We start from the raw sequence: 17,833 nt of genomic DNA, 5'->3' as shown, positions 1-17,833 counted from the left end.
CCAGTATTTCTGGGCACGTCAATCGGCAAACGCATCTTGCGCGCTACCTATGGTAACCGTTTGATCTTATCTACCCTGTTCGATTGGCGGCAAATGATTATGCCAAGAGCGGCTTAACGCTTCGATCCCATTGCTCCCGCCATAGTCCAGTAAGCATGCAGATGAAGATCTGACTTCGTTAGCCCTGCTTTGTTTTGGAGCCACCTGCGGGCATCCTGCGCCGCGGAGGCTTCGCAGACGATTTCCGCATACCAGCCATCCCAATGATTAGCCGACAGATTAGTCATCAATTCTGCGGGCAGAACCCACTTGGTTGCGAGTCTTTCGTCCACCGGCAAATACAAGTCCTTCTCGGAGTGCTGGAGTAAGAATGCTTTCGCTTCTATCTGATCGAGTTGGTCCGCCGCGGCGTTCACGAATGGGACTCCTGCGGCATCGACGATGAAGAGCACACCGACGGGCTTATTTTCTGGGAGCCTAAAACCCTCCGAACCGTAGTACGAGACGAAGAGGTCGTCCCCAACCTCGACATTCTTCGCCCACGTCGCCGCTGGCCCAGGGTTTTCGTGGAGCAAGAAATGGAGCACGAAGGTCTGCTTCTGACGGTCGATTTGTGTCACCGTATAGCTGCGCATGAACTCATCGAAGCCATCGTTTCGGTCCGGAAACCAGCAACTTATCGGATCGCTGTTCCTGATTCCGGTTTCCAACAATTCAGGAGCGTAGAAAGTGATGCTACGCATGTTTTCGGCAAGCCAGCCGACTGAAACTACGTCACAAAGAAAGTTTTGCTCCTGCATTCATCCTCCCGTTTAGGCCTCGCACAAATCCAGGAAGTTTTTGATGATCTTTGCGCCGCAAGGAGTAAGGATTGATTCCGGATGGAACTGGACGCCGAAGATTGGCAGTTGCTTGTGAGCCACAGCCATCACCTCATTGTCCTCTACACAGCTGGCGGTTACTTGGAGTTCTTCGCCGAGCGTGGCAGGGTCGACAGCCAGGGAGTGGTATCGGGCAACCATCTCTTGCGGTTCACAACCCTTAAACAAAGGGTTGGAGGTATCGAAGTTCGCTAAGCGTGCGATTCCGTGGACTACCTCGCCCGCATACGTAACCTTCGCCCCGAATGCCTCACAAATCGACTGGTGGCCTAGGCAGACGCCAAGAATCGGATATTTATCGCCCAACTTTGAAACAACGTCCATGGAGACGCCGGCGTCCTTCGGGAAGCCCGGCCCAGGCGAAATGATTATCGCGTCAGGAGACAGCTCATCGAGCTGATCAGTGGTCAGAGCATCATTGCGAACCGCTTTCACGTCGGAACGATAGCAACCAACCAGCTGGAGCAGGTTGTAGGTGAAGGAGTCGTAATTGTTGATTATGAGAATCATCAGTTCTCCTCCATGTCAGCAGCATATTTCAGCGCCTGAAGAACCGCAGCTGCCTTATTAATGGTTTCCTGGTATTCATTGGCAGCCTTGGAGTCTTGAACGATTCCAGCCCCGCTTCTGGCGAAGACTTTGTCGCCAATCTTGTAAGCGATACGAATGCCGATGCAGGTGTCCAGATTCCCAGAGAAATCCAGGTAACCGATCGCTCCACCGTAGATGCCTCTCTTATTGCCCTCTAACTCGTTGATCAATTCACAAGCACGAACCTTAGGGGCACCGCTCAATGTTCCTGCGGGCAGGATGGACTCGACGGCATCCAGCGCGTCCATGTCATCTCGGATCTCTCCCCTAACGGTGGAGCCGATGTGCATGACGTGGGAAAAGCGAACCACGTCTAGGTAGCGTTCGACATTTACGCTGCCAAATTTTGCAATCTTCCCGATGTCGTTTCTGCCCAGGTCAACGAGCATGTTGTGTTCGGCTAGCTCTTTATGGTCGGTTAAAAGCTCCTGTTCAAGCCTCTCGTCCTCTTCGATGCTCTTGCCCCTTGGACGGGTCCCTGCCAACGGGAATGTATATAGGCGACCGTCTTCTAGTTTTACGAGCGTCTCAGGAGAAGCACCGGCGACCTCAATGTCATGGCCACTGAAGTAGAACATATAAGGCGAAGGATTGATCGTCCTCAGAAGCCGGTAAGTATCAATCATGCTGCCGCAGAAATCGGCTTCCAGACAGTTCGAAAGGACTATCTGAAAAATATCGCCCTCATGAATGTAATGCTTGGCCTTATTCACCATCTCGATGAACTCGTCCTTTTCTAGCATTGGACGAATCTCGCTCTTAAGCACGCCAGAAGTTTCTTCGACGAATTTACCGTTGCGCAGCAATGCCGCCAGATCGGCCAATTCTTTCTTCGCGTTTTCGTAGTCGCTATCCAGATTCTCCAGAGAGACAACTTTGATCAAAATGATTTTTTGCCGGAAATTATCGAAGCAGATTACCCTGTCGAAGAGCATCAGGTCTACGTCATTGAAACCGTGCACGTTCGGGGCGTCGAGATTTAGCGTGGGTTCTGCATATTTGACGTAGTCATAGGCGAAGTAACCAACCAGTCCGCCCGCGAAACTGGGCATGCCTTCAATCTTTGGGCTGCGGTAGCAATTCAGCACCTCGCGAATCGCGTCCGAGGGGTTGCCGTATTCGACGTCCTCGCCGTTAAATTTTGTCTGACCGTCCAGGCACGTGATCTCGAGCGTCGGATCGAAGCCCAAGAAGGTGTATCTGCCATACGTCTTGTCTTGGCTAGCCGATTCGAGCATGTAGACGTGCTCGGACACATTTTTCAAGATTTTCAGGGCCATAACGGGCGTAAGAAAATCGGAAAGTATTTCTGTTGCAATGGGCGCGGCTTTATATTCTGAATCTATTTCTCGTAACTCATCGAGGTCGGGAAAAAACTGCATAATAATCCTAAAAATAAATTTAATCTTGAGGCAAAAAGAAAATTATTAAGCGCACCATCGAAACCAGCCGCAAGTGCGGGGCTGGCAAGTAGCAGTATCCACGTGCATGCAGGTTACTTTAACAGGTAATTTCCTCAAGGTACTTTAGACCCACATTCGACAGCATCTGACATGATGGAGCCATGAGAATTGAGAAGATGTTTAGCGTTTGCGGATTAACACAAGCACCTGAAGCAATCCTCTGGGACATGGACGGCACCGTCATCGATTCCGAGCCAGAGTGGACTCGCGCCTCTAGGCAGGTTGTGGAAGAGAACGGCGGGATTTGGCAAGACGACGACGTCAAGCGCATAACTGGAGCCAACAAACAAGATCACGGCAAGGCGCTCTCTGCCGCTGTTGCACGAGGTGGCGGAAAGGATCCAGGCTGGCAAGAACTATTCACTTCCGTTGTAGAACACGTTGAACGCCATTTCAGGACCGACGCGCAACTGATGCCTGGGGCCGGCGAAGTTCTAAAGGCTGTGCACGAATCAGGCACCAAACAGGCACTTGTAACCGCTTCCCCGGCTTCGATGGTGGAGGCTCTCGAAAAAGTTATGGTCCGAGAACTGGGCTATTTCCCCTTCGAGCAGACGGTAAGCGCAGAAGACCATGCAAAGGGCAAACCAAGTCCCGAGCCGTATCTTCTTGGTGCCAAGAAACTTGGCGTTGACATCCTAAACTCGTTGATTTTTGAGGATTCTCCAACAGGAGTCGCCGCCGCGAAGGCGTCCGGAGCGAACTTTGTGGACTTGCGAAAGGTCAGCTTAGCTGAATTGGCAAAGGAGCTTTAACGACCATCTGATGAACCAAGAAAGCTGCCCTAGAAAGAGTTGGAATGTTCCTGACCGTTCTATTCATAATCGGAATCACGTCGGAGGGTATGACTGGCGCGCTTGCAGCGGGTCGTCAAAAAATGGATCTTTTCGGCGTCATAATGATTGCGATTATTACCGCCCTAGGCGGAGGTTCGGTTAGGGACGTTCTACTTGGCCACTACCCACTAACTTGGGTTAGACACCCCGAATATCTATTGATAGTTTCCGCCGCAGCAATTATCACAGTTTCAATCTCTGGAATCATGAAACATTTCCGAGTGCTTTTCTTGGTTCTTGATGCTGTCGGATTGGGAGTTTTTACCGTTTTCGGTATTCGCGTCGCGCTTGAAATGGGCCACGGCGCCATAATCGCTTTAGTGGGCGCAACAATTACCGGAATCATGGGCGGAGTTCTACGAGACTTATTTTGCACTAGAATTCCACTCGTTTTCAGAAAAGAGATTTATGCCTCCATTCTCCCAATGGGCGTTGGCGTTTACTACATTTTTGAAACGCAAAATTTTAGCGACGAGATAACCGCGCTGGCCACAATCATCACCGTTGTCGGTCTGAGATTATTAGCTATTTATTTTCGTCTCTCGCTTCCTCATTTCAAATATCAGGACGCCCCTACCCCCCCCCGCACTAGACGGTCAAGATTTTGGAAGTTTAGGGAACGAATTGTCCCGCCAGAGGGCTATGTTCTTGGCAAACTTCCTAAACGTAAACAATCCAAACCAGACGACTGTTAGACGAAAAAGAGCAATATCTACTGTCTTAACCGCATTACCCCGCAACCGCGCTGATTTTGTTTATTTGAGCTAACCTGACCTATCAAATTCGACACGGCTAGGAACATCGCGACATTCGTATTCACCGACACAGCCCTGGGTGCTTACAAGCGCATGTGCATGTGCCGCTAGGTGATTTTTCCTAGCATCTTTTAGGTTAATAACCCGCCATTTTTTTCAATTAAACCTACAAACCCTTTTGCGGTTTATTAGCCTACATTTCCGCCTTTTTAAAATTAGGCGAATACTTGCATTGGCCCACTCAAAGAGCGGGTAAGTGGCCAAATGTGGTGCCCTGCCGGGCGTGTCGCGGCTTGTTTTATCGTCTGGCCCAGACTTTGCGAATGTGTAGCGAACCGTCTTGATAGGCGGTGTCATGGTCGATGGCTGTGTCGTAGCCTGTCGGGCCGATCGGGGCGTTGGCGGCTGGAAGCGGCTTTTTTGACCAGCAGATTTCCAACGCTTTTGCGATGCTCAATCTGCCCCCCCCCTGGGGCCGGTAGCCGATTCATTAATGCTTGGTAGGCGGCAGAGTTTTCCCGCTGGCACCATTGCCAAGCGATAATCTTTTCCCAATTGGTAGCGGTGATTAAGCACCATCTGTAGGCGAGATAGATTCCATCAAGTAGCACCTGATCATAGACGTGGAATCTATTACTAGATGAGCAAACCACGTCCCCACCAGACGTCTCCAATAACACTTTTTTGCGGTAAAAACGGGTAAAGAAATTTTGCCGCGCACCCTCGTTTTACGCGGGGAATTCTTTTACCCGGTAAAAACGCCAAACATCACGCAGACACACGAAACGCTAGATTAAAATGCCTAGTCAAACCACGTAAAACCTAAAACCGCTAGTCGGGGCGGCGGGACTCGAACCCGCGATCTCCTGCTCCCAAAGCAGGCGCGCTAGCCACTACGCTACGCCCCGGACAACCAATCACTTGACCGCACCGCAATAGTCTACTGTAAAAATTAAATCTGCAAAGTTCGCGCGTGTCGCGTGTTGTCAGTTAGCAAAAACTGGCCGACCTGTGTAATGTTGTAACGCATCGCGGATGTAGCTCAATGGTAGAGCCTCTGCCTTCCAAGCAGATTACGCGGGTTCGATTCCCGTCATCCGCTCCACTATGACGTCGAAAATGATAAGTAGACGTTTGCGTTAGCGCGTACGCCCCAAGGGGGTCAAGAAAATCGCTTGCGTTAGCGAGTGTATAGCGCGTTTGCCCCGACCTGCAGAAACGCTTTCCTCTCTTTCGACTGAGCGAGCGTTTGCGTTAGCAGGCGTTGATTTGGTCGAGGCGGACGCTATGGTCGGCGACCTCGGTAACGAGTTCAGCGTCGTGGGTGATGACGATGACGACGGCACCGGTATCAGCGAGTTTGCGCATCACTTGTGAGATCGCGACGAGGTGCTTGTAGCCCACACCTGATGTCGGCTCGTCGAAAATGTAGACCTTCTTGTTCGCAGCAAGTGCTGTGGCGATGACAAGGCGTTGGCGTTGCCCACCAGACAGCGCTTGCGGATGATCGGACTCGTGGTCGGTGAGGTCGAGTTCTTTAAGGATCGCGTGGGCGTCGATGTGTTGTTTTTCGACTCTGGTTGCCCCGAGCGTAACTTCGTCAATGACTGTGTCTGAGAATAGCTGCCGGGTGGGGTCTTGCATGACAAGGTATGCGTCCCGGCTGGCGAATTTTTGCCCATTGAGTGTGATGGATGCACCTTTGGCTTTTTCGAGTCCGCAGATGATGCGTGCCAGTGTTGATTTTCCTGACCCGCACGGGCCTAACAGTGCGGTGATTTTCCCTGCCGGGAAGAGCAGATGGCCGATGTTGAGAACCGGGTTTCCGTGGCGGTAGGCGAAGGTGAGGTTGTCAATCTCAAGCCCATCTCCTGCCGGTTCCGGAAGTTGTGGCATAGGCACAGTCACTAGGGATCGCAGCCCAAGCTGTTTACGCTCCTCATCTGGCATGGCATAAAACTCCTCTCCGGTTGCGGTGAGGGCGATGTTGCCTTTGTCGAAGCAGTAGACACGGTCAGCAATCTCGGAAAGGAAACTTAGCCGGTGTTCAGCAATGATGATGGTGTGTCCGTCTGCTTTGAGCCTGGCGATGAGTGTGGCGAGTTGGTCGATAACGTCAGCTGACAGGTTCGCGGTCGGTTCGTCGAACACGATCAGCGACGTGTTGTTGCACATGGCGACGGCGCAGGCCACGCGTTGCATCTGTCCGCCTGATAGTTGTGTGACGCGGGATTCCAGCAGGTCGGCGATACCTAACTCGGCTGCAACCTCGTCAATGCGGGCACAGATCTCCTGCGGGTCGCGGCCGAGGTTTTCTGGGCCGAAGGCGAGTTCTTGGCGCACGTGGGTGGTGTAGAACTGGGTGCGCGGGTTTTGAAACACTGTCGAACAGTGGTGGGCAAGCTCTGATAGATCTACTCGTGCCACGTCAATGTCGTCGACTGTGACGCTTCCGGTGAGGTCGCCGTCGTGAAAGTGCGGGATGAGCCCGTTAAACAGCCGTAGCGCGGTGGTTTTCCCCGACCCTGACGCGCCACACAGCAAGGTGACGGTTCCAGGTGTGATGGTGATGGTTGCGTCATTGATTGAGGGGTGGTCTGCTCCCCGATAGGTGAAGGTGACCCCAGTTGCTTGGGCTGTTGTCATAGGACGATTCTCCATATCGCGAAGCCGATAACGATGAGCAGAATGACCGCGTCGATCACACGGAATTTCACGATCGTGACTGAGGTGGGCTTTGCGGTTCCGCCCAGTCCGCGCACGAGGGCGGCCGATGCCAGTTCGTCCCCGCTGCGTACCACGGTCGATAGCAGCGGGATTGTGAAGTACTGGGCCGAACGCAGTGAGAGCGCGGACATGCCGCGTAGTTTCATGGCATCTGAGATCGCTTTAACCTCGTGGCCGATCACGGGCAGCACACGTAACGCGACTGAGATCGGGATCGTGAAACAGGTCGGGATTCGTGAGCTGGCGAGTGCTTTTTGCAAGGTGGCAGGTCGGATCACGCCGATCGCGTAGGCTCCCATTCCTGCGCTGACACTGAATCGCCACATCCACTGCAAAAACAGCACGAGGAACGCGCTGGCCGTTGACTTCCACACCAGTGGTATCACGAAGACGAGTGTGCCGAGAGCCGCAAACGTGGCCAGGTAGACGGCCACCCAGCTGGGGCGCACGAGCGTGTTGGGGTTGATCGTAGCGCTCCCCAGCATCACGGCGGCGAATCCGCCTAGAGTACACACGAACCACGGCGAGTAGGCACTGTAGATCGTGGTGGAGACGATGACGAGCGCTGCGATAATCGTGCGCGGGTCGGGAAGTTTAGACAAGACCGGCCCGTTCAAAGTGTTTGCGCGCCACCCGGGTTCCCAACAGGCCAGCGAGCCAGCCAACGATGAGCATCACGACGAAGAAGCCCAACAGAATCGGGATAGTGACTACCTGGGCCATCTTCGCGGCATACTCAGCACCCATTCGTTCGGCGATCTGCGACATATATGCGTCTTGGTTCATAAATAGCGGAATCCACGGTGACACGTAGATCGGCAGGATAAACAGTGCGTATGCCAGCGGGACGCGAACTTTCACGTTCTTCGGCCCCTTGGTGATCACCAAGTCAGCGAGCAGGCCGAACACAGCGGCGATCGCGATTCCTCCCACCCAGTGACCCGTTACGAAGAAGAGGGCTTCGACGAGGATCAGCATGATGGTCAATGCCCCCATCTTCGGAGTGCGGGCAGTAAACAGCGCGAACACGGTGCCGTTGACGAGAATGGAGAGTAAGAAACCGGCATACATGGCAGCCGGAATGAACCCGAGCATTCCGAATGCAAACACGATGACGAACATCAAAGCGGTGAAGACGCCGATATTGATGAAGTCGCGCGTGTTTAGGCGCGAGGACGTGGGTGTGGACATAGTTATTCCTTTCATGATTGTGAACAGTGCTGTGATTTAGACGAGTTGCCATCCGGCGGCGTTGATGCGCTCTTGCCAGAAATCGCGGTATTGACCTGGCTGGTTGACCAGCTCGTCGTGGCACCCGCGCTGGGCGATACGCCCACTGTGGGAGAGCACAATGATTTGGTCAGCTTGGCGAATGGTTTCAAGTTTGTGGGCGATCACGATCAATGTGGAGTGCTTGCGTAGCTCGTTCATCGCCGCAACAATGTTGGCTTCATTTTCCGCATCCAACGCGCTGGTGGCCTCGTCAAACAGCACAATTGGGGCTTTCTTCACCAAGGCGCGAGCGATGGACACTCGTTGGCGTTCCCCACCTGACAGTGCGCGCCCGCCAGCACCCGCCAATGAATTCCAGCCGTCTGGGAGCCGGTTGACGATTTCCGTCACGCCCGACAGGTCAGCGGCCCACCTGATTTCTTCATCGGTAGCTTCTGGGTTGCCAAGGCGAATGTTGGCCTCGAGCGTGTCATTGAATAAGTAGACGTCTTGGAAGACCAGGGATATCTGGCGCATCAAATCTTCGGTGGTCTGCTCGCGCACATCAACCCCGCCAACGCGTACGCTGCCGGACTGCACATCCCAGAAACGTGCAACCAACCTCGCGATTGTGGTTTTTCCGCAGCCGGAAGGGCCAACCAGGGCACACATGCCGCCTTGCGGGACATGGAAGGAAATATCACGGAGAACCGAGGTGTCCGGATCGTAGCCGAAGGCGACGTCCTCGAAACGAACATCACCAGGAGCGCTCACCGGTGTGGAGACATCGGGTTCGGACAATTCGGGAGCGTCCATGACCTTGTCGACGTGATTCATCTGCTGGCGGCGTTCTTCCAGCCCGGTCATGCAGCCACCGATGTCTTGGAGCATGGTGGTGAACCGCAGGCACATGCCGATGGTGACCACAGCGTTCAACGCATTCATCTGCCCACCGAGGGCGAGTTGGGCGGTCAGCCAAATCATTACCACGACAAGGGCTTGGACGAACATTCCGTTTATCAGGTTCGCTAATGTTTCGATCCACAATGCTTTGCGGCTTTTGCGGTCAGCCTGTTTGAATGCCCGATCAAGGGCCGGGTAGTCGTCGGCGACATGGCAGGAGCGCAGCGCGCCTTGGCAGGTGGCGAATTCGACCATGCGAGCAGCCAGCTCCGATTCTGCTGGTTCGGAAACCTGTTTGCCCTTATCGAGAAGCACACGGGAGATATGAAGGAAGGCGAGCATGATCGGGAAGGCGATCGTCAAGGTCAGTCCCAGCCGCCAATCCCAGAACCACGTGCCCACAGTGATCACCAGCACGGCTGAGAGTTTTTGGACGAGGGAAAAAATGAAATGTGCCGCCGACTCGCCCAAGTTCATCATTTCCTGGGTGACCATGCGCGACAGCCGTCCAGAACTACCCGAATCAAACACTCCCAACGGTAGGCGGGCTACCTTGTTACCTACTGCCTGGTGTACGTCGTGAATGAACCCGAGCGCGCCGATATAGCCGGTGCGCATGCCATAAAACTCCGTGCCCACGCCCAGCAGCGCGATTACCGCCAAGGCGATGAGCCAGCCCCAAAACGATAACCCCCACACCGGCATTCCGGTTGCTAGGGCACTTGCTGCGGGAAGCAGAGTCAGCAGGGCAAAGCCGTGACACAGTCCTGAGACCGCACCCCACGCTTGACCGACCGAGAGGTCTCGCCACGAGGCGGGTTCCATCAAACGCTTAAAGCGTGGCAGCAATAGTTGATTCATCGTGTCATCTCCTCGCATGCACCTTGGGCAAGAAGTGTCTGATAGTGCGCATTACCCAACAGCTCGTCGTGTTTACCGACCACAGCAATGCGCCCGCGTTCCATGACGACGATTTGGTCTGCCCCTCTGATCGAGGCCAGTCGGTGGGCGATCACAATCACGGTTCTGCCTTTGGCAAGAGTCGAGAGAGCTTGTTGGATTTTCGATTCCGATTCCGGGTCCGCCATCGCCGTCGCCTCGTCCAGCACCAACACTGGGGCATCAACCATGAGCGCCCGGGCGATCGCGATACGGGCTGCCTGCCCGCCCGAAACGTGGGTATCCTCCCCCAACACGGTGTCGTAACCATCTGGCAGGCTCATGATGAACTCGTCGATCTGCGCTGCCCGCGCCGCCTGCCGCACCTGATCCAAGGTTGCGTCTGGCGCGCCAAGAGCGATGTTGTTTCGAATGGTGTCGCGAATAAGCTGTGCATCTTGCAGGACGAATGCGACCGTCGAATACAACACATCCTGGGAAATGCTCTTTAGATCAACCCCGCCGATGGTGATCGTGCCAGCGTCCGGGTCATCAAAGCGGGCAATCAAACTCGCCAACGTCGACTTCCCCGCACCCGACGGGCCAACCAGCGCGGTCACCGTGCCTGCCGGAATGCTCAGGCTCACCTCGTCTAATGCCTGGGTGTCATCATAGGCATACGACACACCCCGAATCTCAATATCATGACCCTTTGGTGTCTGTGGCGCATCGGGCTGACTCAACGCCGGTAGCTCCATGACGTTCACCAGCCTCACTGCCGCAGACCCTGCGAGCTGGTACGACCAGGCGATGGTTGCGACTGCCATCAACGCTCCCGGCAGCACCAAGGCGATCAACGTCGTCGTTATCACCTCGTAGATGCTCACCCAACCGGCGTTCATCATCAACGCGCCCCCGCCAAGGTTCACGATCAACAACACCGGGATCGACACCCACGAAAATGAGGCGACCGACATCGACACCAGCGGCATACACCACGCCCGGTAGAACTTAGAAAACTCGTTAGCCGCATCTAAATAGGCTTTATGTGCTTGGCCGACCTTGCCGAACGCTTTCACCACTGAGATACCGGCAACAAACTCGGCCATCGTTGCCGAAACCTGAGCGAGCTTGGTATCCATTTGCGCGGTCTTCTCATTCATCCCACGCATCGACATGCCATACATGCCCACATAAATCGGAATCGTCGCAATCGACAGCAGAGCGAGCCGCCAATCCACCACAAACGCATAGGTCAACAAGGCGAGCGGGGATACGATCGCGTTCAGTTTCTCGATCGGCCCGTGCGCGATCACTGTGTGCACCGTGGCCGTATCATCCTGAATGGTCTTGCGGATCTTACCCTCACCCTCGCGGGTAAACCACGACAGCGGAGCAGTCGACATGCGGGCGGCAATCTGGCGGCGCATCTGATTACGCAACGACAGGTCAATAAAATGCGTCACGCCCAATGCAACAAAATATAAGGTCAACCGGGCCATGTATGCGCTGACGAGGAGCATCACGATCCAGTTCACCCGCGCCGGGTCCACCCGGTCTTGCATAAGTTCTCTGCCAAGCTCCACCAAAGCCACATAAGGTGCGATAGCCAGCACACCAGAGGCGAACGCTAAGACCTGCGCGACGAACAGTTTGCCTTTCACCGGCTGCGATAGCTGACGGATCGCGTTCTGGCCAGCGACAGATTTTTCCTTCGCCGACCCATACTCACCGTCAACAACCTGATCCATTACATCGTCCACGTAAACACCATCCTTATTAGATAAGGCTAACCTTATCTAATATCTGGGAGGTTTACCTAACCGTGCACGTCAACTGGTATGAGCATCAACCTTTCAGGGCAATACTCACCTGTTCACCGGTGCGGAACACGAACCGGATCGTATCCTCGCCTACGATGGCGTGATCGATGAGTGCGCTCCACTGTGAGGGGCGGAACTCGCTCACCGGTTCACCCGCCAGATCGCCTAGGGCTGTAGTCACGGCCGCATGTTTGGCTGTCTTTGCTGTGATGTCGGCTTCCAGGCTTGTTTTGCGTGCGAGTGTCTTACGGTAGGTAGTATCGAGTTCGGTGTAGCGGGCTTGGTAGGCGTCCTGGTCGAGCGCACACCGCTGGTTTTCCGCAATCAGCGCCTCGATCTGCTCAGTGAGTTCCGCAAGTTTTGCCTGGCAGGCGGCGGCTTGTTCTTCCAACCGGCTCGCATCAAACATGTCGACAAGAATCTGCGATAGCTGGCTTTCGTACCGGTGGCGGGCGATCAGTTGGTTGAGTGCTTGGAGGAAGGCGTTCTTGATATGTTCGTCCTTCACATTCGCGCTGCTGCAAGGGTGTTCGCCTGTGTATTTGTGGTTGCATTGCCATACTGTGCATTTGTATTTCGTGTTCGATGCCCACGTTTTACGCCCATACCACGCCCCACACTGAAAGCATTTGAGCCGGGTGGAGAACAACCCGACTTTCGCTGACGATATGTTGGCATGGCGGGTGGTGAGTTCGTATTGCACCTGATCCCAGATACGCGGAGCAATAATCGGCTCGTGATTACCTGATACATAGTATTGGGGTACTTCACCCTCGTTGACCTTCATCTTCTTAGTAAGGAAATCGGTGGTGAACGTCTTTTGAAGCAGGGCATCGCCCTTGTATTTTTCATTCGACAGGATGGAGCGCACTGTCGACGTTGACCACACTTCTTTCCCACGCGGGGTGAGAATCTTGCGGGCAGCAAGTTCGGTTTTGATCTCGCTGATAGCCATCCCGTCAAGGAAGAGCTGGTAGATCAGCCTGACGGTCGGAGCCTGGGTTTCGTCAATGACGAGACTGCCCTCCTCGCCTTTCTTATATCCGAGTAGGGATTTGTAGGGAACCATGACTTTCCCATCGGCAAAACGCTTCCTGTGTCCCCAGGTGACGTTCTCAGAGATGGAGCGGGATTCTTCTTGCGCCAGTGAACTCATGATCGTGATCAATAGCTCGCCTTTGGCGTCAAAGGTGTAAATATTCTCCTTCTCAAAATAAACCTCAACGCCTGCATCCTTGAGCTTGCGCACGGTAGTGAGCGAGTCGACGGTGTTGCGTGCAAACCGGGACACGGATTTGGTGAGGATCAGATCGATTTTGCCTGCCAGGGCGTCATCGATCATGGTTTGGAATCCCTCACGGCGCTTCATAGAAGTGCCAGAGATGCCCTCATCGGAATACATTCCCGCGAACTGCCAATCAGAACGGGAGCGAATGTAGGTGGTGTAGTAGTCGATCTGCGCCTCATACGAGGAGGTTTGTTCTTCCATCTCGGTGGAAACTCGCGCATACGCCGCCACCCGCCTGCGTGCCGGTACCCCAGATGAGGCTGCGGCAGATCGAACCTTCTTGGTCGCAGGTATCGCAGTGACCGTGCGACTCATGCCAACCTCCCCTCACTGGTTAAGCCCACCGGCGTCATAGTTCCATCCGCAAGGTGGAATGTGAGCTGGTGCGGAAAGGCTTCAATCATCACGACCTGCTCGCCAACCTGGACGGGGTCGAAACTTTGGGTGCCGAGCACGTCTGCGCAGGCGTGTTCGAGGAGTGTTTCGCGTAGGTTGTGCCCCCTACAAGGGTTTCCGTTCCCGGTGCAGGCACTCCAGCAGCGCCAGAACTTGTATGAGGTTCCAGACTTGTAGGTGCGGGTTTTGCGTTGATAGTTCTTCCCGCACGCGCCGCAGCAGATCCGCCCGGTGAATACGCCCGTGTTCTTTGACGGGGTCGCCGCCGGACCAATCTCGCGCCGATAGGCGATTTCTGCTTGCACCGCGTCAAACACAGACTTATCGATGATTGGTGGGAGGGCTTGATCGACCCAGTATCGCGGCAGCTGTCCGTCGTTGAGGGCACTTGTGGGTGCTTGGATTGTGGGGCGGTACATTTTCTGTAGCATTTGGCAGCCCTTGTAGCGCTCGTTTTCGAGCATGCGACGAAACACGGACCCGTAGAACCGTCCCCCACCCCGAGAGCGTTTACCTTCAGCATTGAGCATCGTCGCTGTTTTCTCCGGGCTGATCCCATCGAGATAATTGGCAAACAGTAAGCGCACAATCTTGGCTTCTTCTTCGACGATCGTGAACTCACCGTCTGCCCATTTGTATCCATAGACAACGAAGGAGTTCGTGCCCCCGTTCTTGTATCGGTTGCGGATTGCCCATTTCACGTTCTGGGATAGTGAACGCGATTCTTCTTGGGCGAACGAGGCCAGCAAGGTTAACAGCAGTTCCCCGTCAGCGCTAAGGGTGTCGATACGTTCCCGCTCGAATCGCACTGCAACGCCAAGGTCTTTGAGCTCACGGACCGTAGCGAGAAGGTCGACAGTGTTGCGGGCCAGGCGTGAGATTGATTTACACAACACAATATCGACACCCCCGCCCCTGGCTGCGCCCATCAGGTCGGCCAGGCCTTGTCTGGATTTTGTTGACGTGCCAGTAATACCCTCATCGGTGAACACGCCCGCATAGGCCCATCCGGGTGTGGACTGGATCAGGCGCGAATAATACGACACTTGCGCCGATAGGGATGCTAACTGCTCTGTGCCGTTGGTTGAGACCCTCGCGTATGCCGCCACGTTGACCAGCTTCGGGGCAGGAGGCCGAACTGGTGTCACCACACTAACCTGTGCCACGTTTTCTCCTTTCGCGTTAGGTCTATACACGCTCTAAACCAGGTGTTTATCCAGTCGTTTCGCCCACAATCTGTGGTTGATAGATCGGCGTCCACGCCTGGCACAACAGCCGGTAAGCACGCCGATACTCAGCTGAAGTCAGCACGCCCCGACCCGCCAGCACGCTCAACGTGTGAGCGTCCGTGATGAAGGCGAGTTCACGGGCGAACACCTCAGGCTGTGTCATCTGATCAACCCGAGCGGCGAGCGTGCTCATGGTCGTCCGCCACGCGTGCCGAATCGAGCACGCACATAACAGGCGTGACAGCAGTACTTTTGGCCCGGTTTATCCACGATCACGAAACGGTGCCCGCAGTGAACGCAGGATCGCTGACGCACAGGCTCGGTTTTCTGTCGGTGCCGCCACGCTTTATGCCTGCAGGCGGGCGAGCAAAACCGAGCCCGAACACCTCCCCGAATAGGGCTGGCACACCAGCGGCACACCCGCTGAACCACCACTGAACCGGCCTCGAGATTTCGGCTGGTGCAGTATGAACGGACCTGGTCACGGGTCAGGGCGCAAAACTCGGCAATCGCTTTATACCCCCAGCCTGCTGTGCGCAGGTTACGGATACGTTCTTCTTCAATGTTCTTCACAGTGGGGTCACTCCCTTCACCCCACTGCCGACAAACCCGTATGTGTTAAATCCGCCCGTAAAATGACGAAAAGCCCCGTCACCACCGGCTCCCCGAAAGTTGGGAAGTCACAGTGATGACGGGGCTTCAATACGCCACAGGGGCGTGTCGGTTTAGTAGCCGAGCTTGGCGTTCACTCGCGCTTGCACCGCGCTGTAGAGGTTTCCGAGACGGCGTTTGCGTTCCTCACCGTTGCCGTACTCGCCACGGATCACGGCGTCGGCAAGGGTGTCGATGTTCGGCCCAAGCTTGGCCGGTGCACGTCCGGCGAGTTTCTCGTTAACTCGCTTCTGGACAGCCGCATAGTTGGAACCGAGGCGGCGCTTACGCTCTTCACCATTGCCGTAGTCCCCACGGATCACGGCGTCGGCGAGCGCGTCGATGTTCGGCGTGGAAGGTGCGGGCTTCGCGGATGCCGGGGCGGGTGCGCTGCCGGTCATGTGGTCGTACCAGTACTGGGCACGCGCCATGTAGGCTGCTCGCTGAGAACCGGCGATGGAGGCTGGGCATTCGGTTGGGCTGAAGTGGTTGTGGCCGTAGACGTTGCGTCCCCACTCGGGTCGGCCGAGCCTGTAATAGACGCAGAGTGCTGCGACGAGGTGTGCCCCGTTTTCTAGGCAAGCCTGCGAGATCCGCCACGGGTTGCTGCTGGCGTCGGCGTGTTCGATACCGATGCTGGTGAGGTTCGCTTCCCAGTTGCCGGCGTGCCAGGCCGTATCACCGTCCCACACTAACTGGCCGATTATCCCGTCGGACTGTACTTGATAGTGGGCGGATGCTTGGCGTGTTTGCCAGGTTTCAAAGCAGCCACGAACACTCAAGTTTCCGGCGTTGTGATGCAGCACGATCTTGTCGATTGTCCTGCCTTGCCGTCCTTTGGTGTAGTGGCACTCGAGTAGCAGGTTGATGTCAGCATCGAGGCTGTTCCAGTTCTTCATAAGGTGTTCTCCGAAGTTTTAGGTTGGGTGTTTATGGAATCGTGTAAGCAAGCAGTGCAAGCAGATAAATCAACGGGGCCAGCACCCAGGAGAGGATGAGCCAGAGCATTAGCCAGATCCCTGCGATAAAGGCCGCTAAAGCTGCGATGAGTGCAAGTGTTTTAGCCAGTGTTGCCAGTCGGGTTTTCATGATTGCTCCGATTTTTCGGGGCTGGCGTGACGTGGTCGGTAGCCTGATCTGTTGGTGCCCGGGAAAGGTTCGGGTATCGGATAGTCCACGCCCATCGTGTCAGTTGCTAGATCGCTAGACCCACTGCCGGCAGTATCAGCATTGTTTGGCTGCGCCTCGCCGCGTTGTTTGATCACATCTAGCGCACGCCGCAGCCCGTTCGAGATCGGCAGACCTAACAGTGCAGCATTTTCCAGGACACTGATGCCTTCATTGGATAGGTAGAAGAAGATCGTGGCGGTTCTCAAGACTCCGGGTGTGCCAAGAACATGCACGTCCAGCAGTTGGGCTAGGCCGATGAGCGTGAAGATGAGGATTTTGCGGGCGATGCCTCTAAACCCAACCGAGGAGCTGAGTCGGTGGGCGTTTATTGCTGCGAGCACGCCAGTTAGATAGTCGATGATGGTGAACGCGACGATGGCGTATAGCAGGGAGTCTGCTCCGCCCAGGAAGGCTCCTAGCCAAGCACCCGTTGCGGTGATGGCGGCCTGTATGGTGGCCCAGATGACTTTGATGTTCATGTCGCAAGCAAGTCCTTTCAAAATAAAATTTAGGGAAACGAAAACAGCCACCGGCCCTTAAACGAAACGTGTGGTGGGTGTTAAAGAAAAATGCCCACCTGCTGGCGGGCATGAATTAAACAGGTAGGCCTTTAGCCTGTATGAGTATCGAGGGGGAACTTTAGGAACGATTTGGTTTGCTAATGGTCTCGTCGGTTTTTTTGATTGCTTCGGCTACAGCCTCATAGAGGCAATCGTAGGCTTGCGCTTTGGTTCCAGATAGCTTTTCATCGTATGTATCGAGCATGTCTTTTAGGTCTTTGAGGTGGCCTTCGTATGTGGGGCCTTCTACCTCGGCGGGAGTATCGAGTAGCTGTTGGTGGGTTGTGAAAAACTCTGCTGTTTTAGCTTCATCGGCTAGCGAAAACGTGCCTTCCTTATCGATTAGGGGTCTGCCTTGCTCATCTAGGCGGGCGTATTGGCTAACCAGCTCGTACTCATCGACCCCAAACCGTGTTATTGCCTCACGGACAAGGTTTAGCAGTTTGGTTCGTGCCCTAGATGCGGCGGG

The 17,833-nt window shown here is 54.9% G+C and carries 19 protein-coding genes and 2 tRNA genes; 4 read left to right on the top strand and 17 right to left on the bottom strand.

The features are described from left to right. Positions 1 to 113: 113 nt before the first annotated feature. Genes G556_RS0106940 through G556_RS0106930 form a run of 3 tightly spaced genes read right to left on the bottom strand, consistent with a single transcriptional unit; the run spans position 114 to position 2,854 of the window. Complete coding sequence (locus G556_RS0106940; RefSeq protein WP_028822248.1) at positions 114 to 800, bottom strand: siderophore-interacting protein; 687 nt, start codon at positions 798 to 800, stop codon at positions 114 to 116. A gap of 12 nt (positions 801 to 812) precedes the next feature. Further along, positions 813 to 1,391, bottom strand: a complete 579-nt coding sequence (locus G556_RS0106935) for an anthranilate synthase component II (protein ID WP_028822247.1) — start codon at positions 1,389 to 1,391, stop codon at positions 813 to 815. Then, entirely contained in the window at positions 1,391 to 2,854 is a 1,464-nt protein-coding gene (locus tag G556_RS0106930) for an anthranilate synthase component I family protein (RefSeq protein ID WP_028822246.1), read from the bottom strand. The genes G556_RS0106935 and G556_RS0106930 overlap by 1 nt, the downstream gene beginning before the upstream one ends. 182 nt (positions 2,855 to 3,036) lie before the next feature. On the opposite strand from G556_RS0106930, the gene G556_RS10555 reads away from it, so the two are divergent. Both G556_RS10555 and G556_RS10550 read left to right on the top strand, forming a co-directional pair. Continuing rightward, a complete protein-coding gene (locus G556_RS10555; RefSeq protein WP_081675545.1) occupies positions 3,037 to 3,690 on the top strand; it encodes an HAD family hydrolase in 654 nt (217 codons plus the stop codon). Positions 3,691 to 3,734: 44 nt separating this feature from the next. Then, positions 3,735 to 4,466, top strand: coding sequence for a trimeric intracellular cation channel family protein (locus tag G556_RS10550; protein WP_081675544.1), 732 nt, complete (start codon positions 3,735 to 3,737; stop codon positions 4,464 to 4,466). Positions 4,467 to 4,824: 358 nt separating this feature from the next. Here the strand turns inward: G556_RS10550 and G556_RS11470 are convergent, their stop codons facing one another. Both G556_RS11470 and G556_RS0106910 read right to left on the bottom strand, forming a co-directional pair. After that, entirely contained in the window at positions 4,825 to 4,983 is a 159-nt protein-coding gene (locus tag G556_RS11470) for a hypothetical protein (RefSeq protein WP_024110608.1), read from the bottom strand. Between the two features lie 378 nt (positions 4,984 to 5,361). Beyond that, positions 5,362 to 5,434, bottom strand: a tRNA-Pro gene (locus G556_RS0106910). A gap of 123 nt (positions 5,435 to 5,557) precedes the next feature. On the opposite strand from G556_RS0106910, the gene G556_RS0106905 reads away from it, so the two are divergent. Next, positions 5,558 to 5,631: transfer RNA gene (locus tag G556_RS0106905), tRNA-Gly, on the top strand. Positions 5,632 to 5,780: 149 nt separating this feature from the next. On the opposite strand, the gene G556_RS0106900 is transcribed toward G556_RS0106905, so the two are convergent. From G556_RS0106900 to G556_RS0106865, 8 genes are all read right to left on the bottom strand, one after another. Further along, a complete protein-coding gene (locus G556_RS0106900; protein ID WP_028822245.1) occupies positions 5,781 to 7,172 on the bottom strand; it encodes an ABC transporter ATP-binding protein in 1,392 nt (463 codons plus the stop codon). Beyond that, positions 7,169 to 7,855 (bottom strand): energy-coupling factor transporter transmembrane component T family protein, encoded by a 687-nt coding sequence (locus G556_RS0106895; protein ID WP_028822244.1) that lies wholly within the window; start codon positions 7,853 to 7,855, stop codon positions 7,169 to 7,171. The genes G556_RS0106900 and G556_RS0106895 overlap by 4 nt, the downstream gene beginning before the upstream one ends. Then, positions 7,848 to 8,444: an MptD family putative ECF transporter S component gene (locus tag G556_RS0106890; protein ID WP_028822243.1), complete on the bottom strand. Its 597-nt coding sequence runs from the start codon at positions 8,442 to 8,444 to the stop codon at positions 7,848 to 7,850. The genes G556_RS0106895 and G556_RS0106890 overlap by 8 nt, the downstream gene beginning before the upstream one ends. Positions 8,445 to 8,480: 36 nt before the next feature. After that, the gene (locus G556_RS0106885) at positions 8,481 to 10,229 is read right to left on the bottom strand and encodes an ABC transporter ATP-binding protein (RefSeq protein ID WP_028822242.1); all 1,749 of its coding nucleotides are present in this window, start codon (positions 10,227 to 10,229) and stop codon (positions 8,481 to 8,483) included. Further along, complete coding sequence (locus G556_RS0106880; protein ID WP_233418203.1) at positions 10,226 to 12,010, bottom strand: ABC transporter ATP-binding protein; 1,785 nt, start codon at positions 12,008 to 12,010, stop codon at positions 10,226 to 10,228. Before G556_RS0106880 ends, G556_RS0106885 begins: the two co-directional genes overlap by 4 nt. A gap of 85 nt (positions 12,011 to 12,095) precedes the next feature. After that, positions 12,096 to 13,673 (bottom strand): recombinase family protein, encoded by a 1,578-nt coding sequence (locus G556_RS0106875; RefSeq protein ID WP_028822240.1) that lies wholly within the window; start codon positions 13,671 to 13,673, stop codon positions 12,096 to 12,098. Further along, complete coding sequence (locus tag G556_RS0106870; RefSeq protein WP_028822239.1) at positions 13,670 to 14,920, bottom strand: recombinase family protein; 1,251 nt, start codon at positions 14,918 to 14,920, stop codon at positions 13,670 to 13,672. The genes G556_RS0106875 and G556_RS0106870 overlap by 4 nt, the downstream gene beginning before the upstream one ends. Positions 14,921 to 14,966: 46 nt before the next feature. Continuing rightward, a complete protein-coding gene (locus G556_RS0106865) occupies positions 14,967 to 15,146 on the bottom strand; it encodes a hypothetical protein (protein ID WP_211219450.1) in 180 nt (59 codons plus the stop codon). A gap of 74 nt (positions 15,147 to 15,220) precedes the next feature. On the opposite strand from G556_RS0106865, the gene G556_RS11515 reads away from it, so the two are divergent. Further along, entirely contained in the window at positions 15,221 to 15,421 is a 201-nt protein-coding gene (locus G556_RS11515; protein WP_162139767.1) for a hypothetical protein, read from the top strand. Positions 15,422 to 15,708: 287 nt separating this feature from the next. Here G556_RS11515 and G556_RS0106855 read toward each other — a convergent pair whose 3' ends face one another. The 4 genes from G556_RS0106855 to G556_RS10545 form a co-directional block, all read right to left on the bottom strand. After that, positions 15,709 to 16,533, bottom strand: a complete 825-nt coding sequence (locus tag G556_RS0106855; RefSeq protein WP_028822236.1) for an N-acetylmuramoyl-L-alanine amidase — start codon at positions 16,531 to 16,533, stop codon at positions 15,709 to 15,711. A 31-nt stretch (positions 16,534 to 16,564) separates the two neighbouring features. Next, positions 16,565 to 16,723, bottom strand: a complete 159-nt coding sequence (locus tag G556_RS11555; protein WP_169337629.1) for a hypothetical protein — start codon at positions 16,721 to 16,723, stop codon at positions 16,565 to 16,567. After that, positions 16,720 to 17,283 carry a phage holin family protein gene (locus tag G556_RS0106845; RefSeq protein WP_028822235.1) on the bottom strand — a complete coding sequence of 188 codons (564 nt, stop codon included), beginning with the start codon at positions 17,281 to 17,283 and terminating at the stop codon, positions 16,720 to 16,722. Before G556_RS0106845 ends, G556_RS11555 begins: the two co-directional genes overlap by 4 nt. A 160-nt stretch (positions 17,284 to 17,443) precedes the next feature. After that, on the bottom strand, positions 17,444 to 17,833 hold a 390-nt coding region (locus tag G556_RS10545; RefSeq protein WP_036916191.1), incomplete at its 5' end, for a DUF1617 family protein.

The organism is Propionimicrobium lymphophilum DSM 4903 (assembly GCF_000423485.1).
In the GTDB taxonomy this organism is placed as follows: Bacteria; Actinomycetota; Actinomycetes; order Propionibacteriales; family Propionibacteriaceae; genus Propionimicrobium; species Propionimicrobium lymphophilum.
This window is presented reverse-complemented; position numbering and strand designations above follow the sequence as displayed.

What these genes read in the sequence shown, in the direction of transcription:
- G556_RS0106845 (WP_028822235.1), bottom strand. Translation starts at nt 17,283, where the DNA reads ATGAACATCAAAGTCATCTGGGCCACCATACAGGCCGCCATCACCGCA.
- G556_RS11555 (WP_169337629.1), bottom strand. Translation starts at nt 16,723, where the DNA reads ATGAAAACCCGACTGGCAACACTGGCTAAAACACTTGCACTCATCGCA.
- G556_RS0106875 (WP_028822240.1), bottom strand. Translation starts at nt 13,673, where the DNA reads ATGAGTCGCACGGTCACTGCGATACCTGCGACCAAGAAGGTTCGATCT.
- G556_RS0106885 (WP_028822242.1), bottom strand. Translation starts at nt 10,229, where the DNA reads ATGAATCAACTATTGCTGCCACGCTTTAAGCGTTTGATGGAACCCGCC.
- G556_RS10555 (WP_081675545.1), top strand. Translation starts at nt 3,037, where the DNA reads ATGAGAATTGAGAAGATGTTTAGCGTTTGCGGATTAACACAAGCACCT.
- G556_RS0106900 (WP_028822245.1), bottom strand. Translation starts at nt 7,172, where the DNA reads ATGACAACAGCCCAAGCAACTGGGGTCACCTTCACCTATCGGGGAGCA.
- G556_RS10550 (WP_081675544.1), top strand. Translation starts at nt 3,735, where the DNA reads ATGTTCCTGACCGTTCTATTCATAATCGGAATCACGTCGGAGGGTATG.
- G556_RS0106865 (WP_211219450.1), bottom strand. Translation starts at nt 15,146, where the DNA reads ATGACACAGCCTGAGGTGTTCGCCCGTGAACTCGCCTTCATCACGGAC.
- G556_RS0106855 (WP_028822236.1), bottom strand. Translation starts at nt 16,533, where the DNA reads ATGAAGAACTGGAACAGCCTCGATGCTGACATCAACCTGCTACTCGAG.
- G556_RS0106940 (WP_028822248.1), bottom strand. Translation starts at nt 800, where the DNA reads ATGCAGGAGCAAAACTTTCTTTGTGACGTAGTTTCAGTCGGCTGGCTT.
- G556_RS0106935 (WP_028822247.1), bottom strand. Translation starts at nt 1,391, where the DNA reads ATGATTCTCATAATCAACAATTACGACTCCTTCACCTACAACCTGCTC.
- G556_RS0106890 (WP_028822243.1), bottom strand. Translation starts at nt 8,444, where the DNA reads ATGTCCACACCCACGTCCTCGCGCCTAAACACGCGCGACTTCATCAAT.
- G556_RS0106930 (WP_028822246.1), bottom strand. Translation starts at nt 2,854, where the DNA reads ATGCAGTTTTTTCCCGACCTCGATGAGTTACGAGAAATAGATTCAGAA.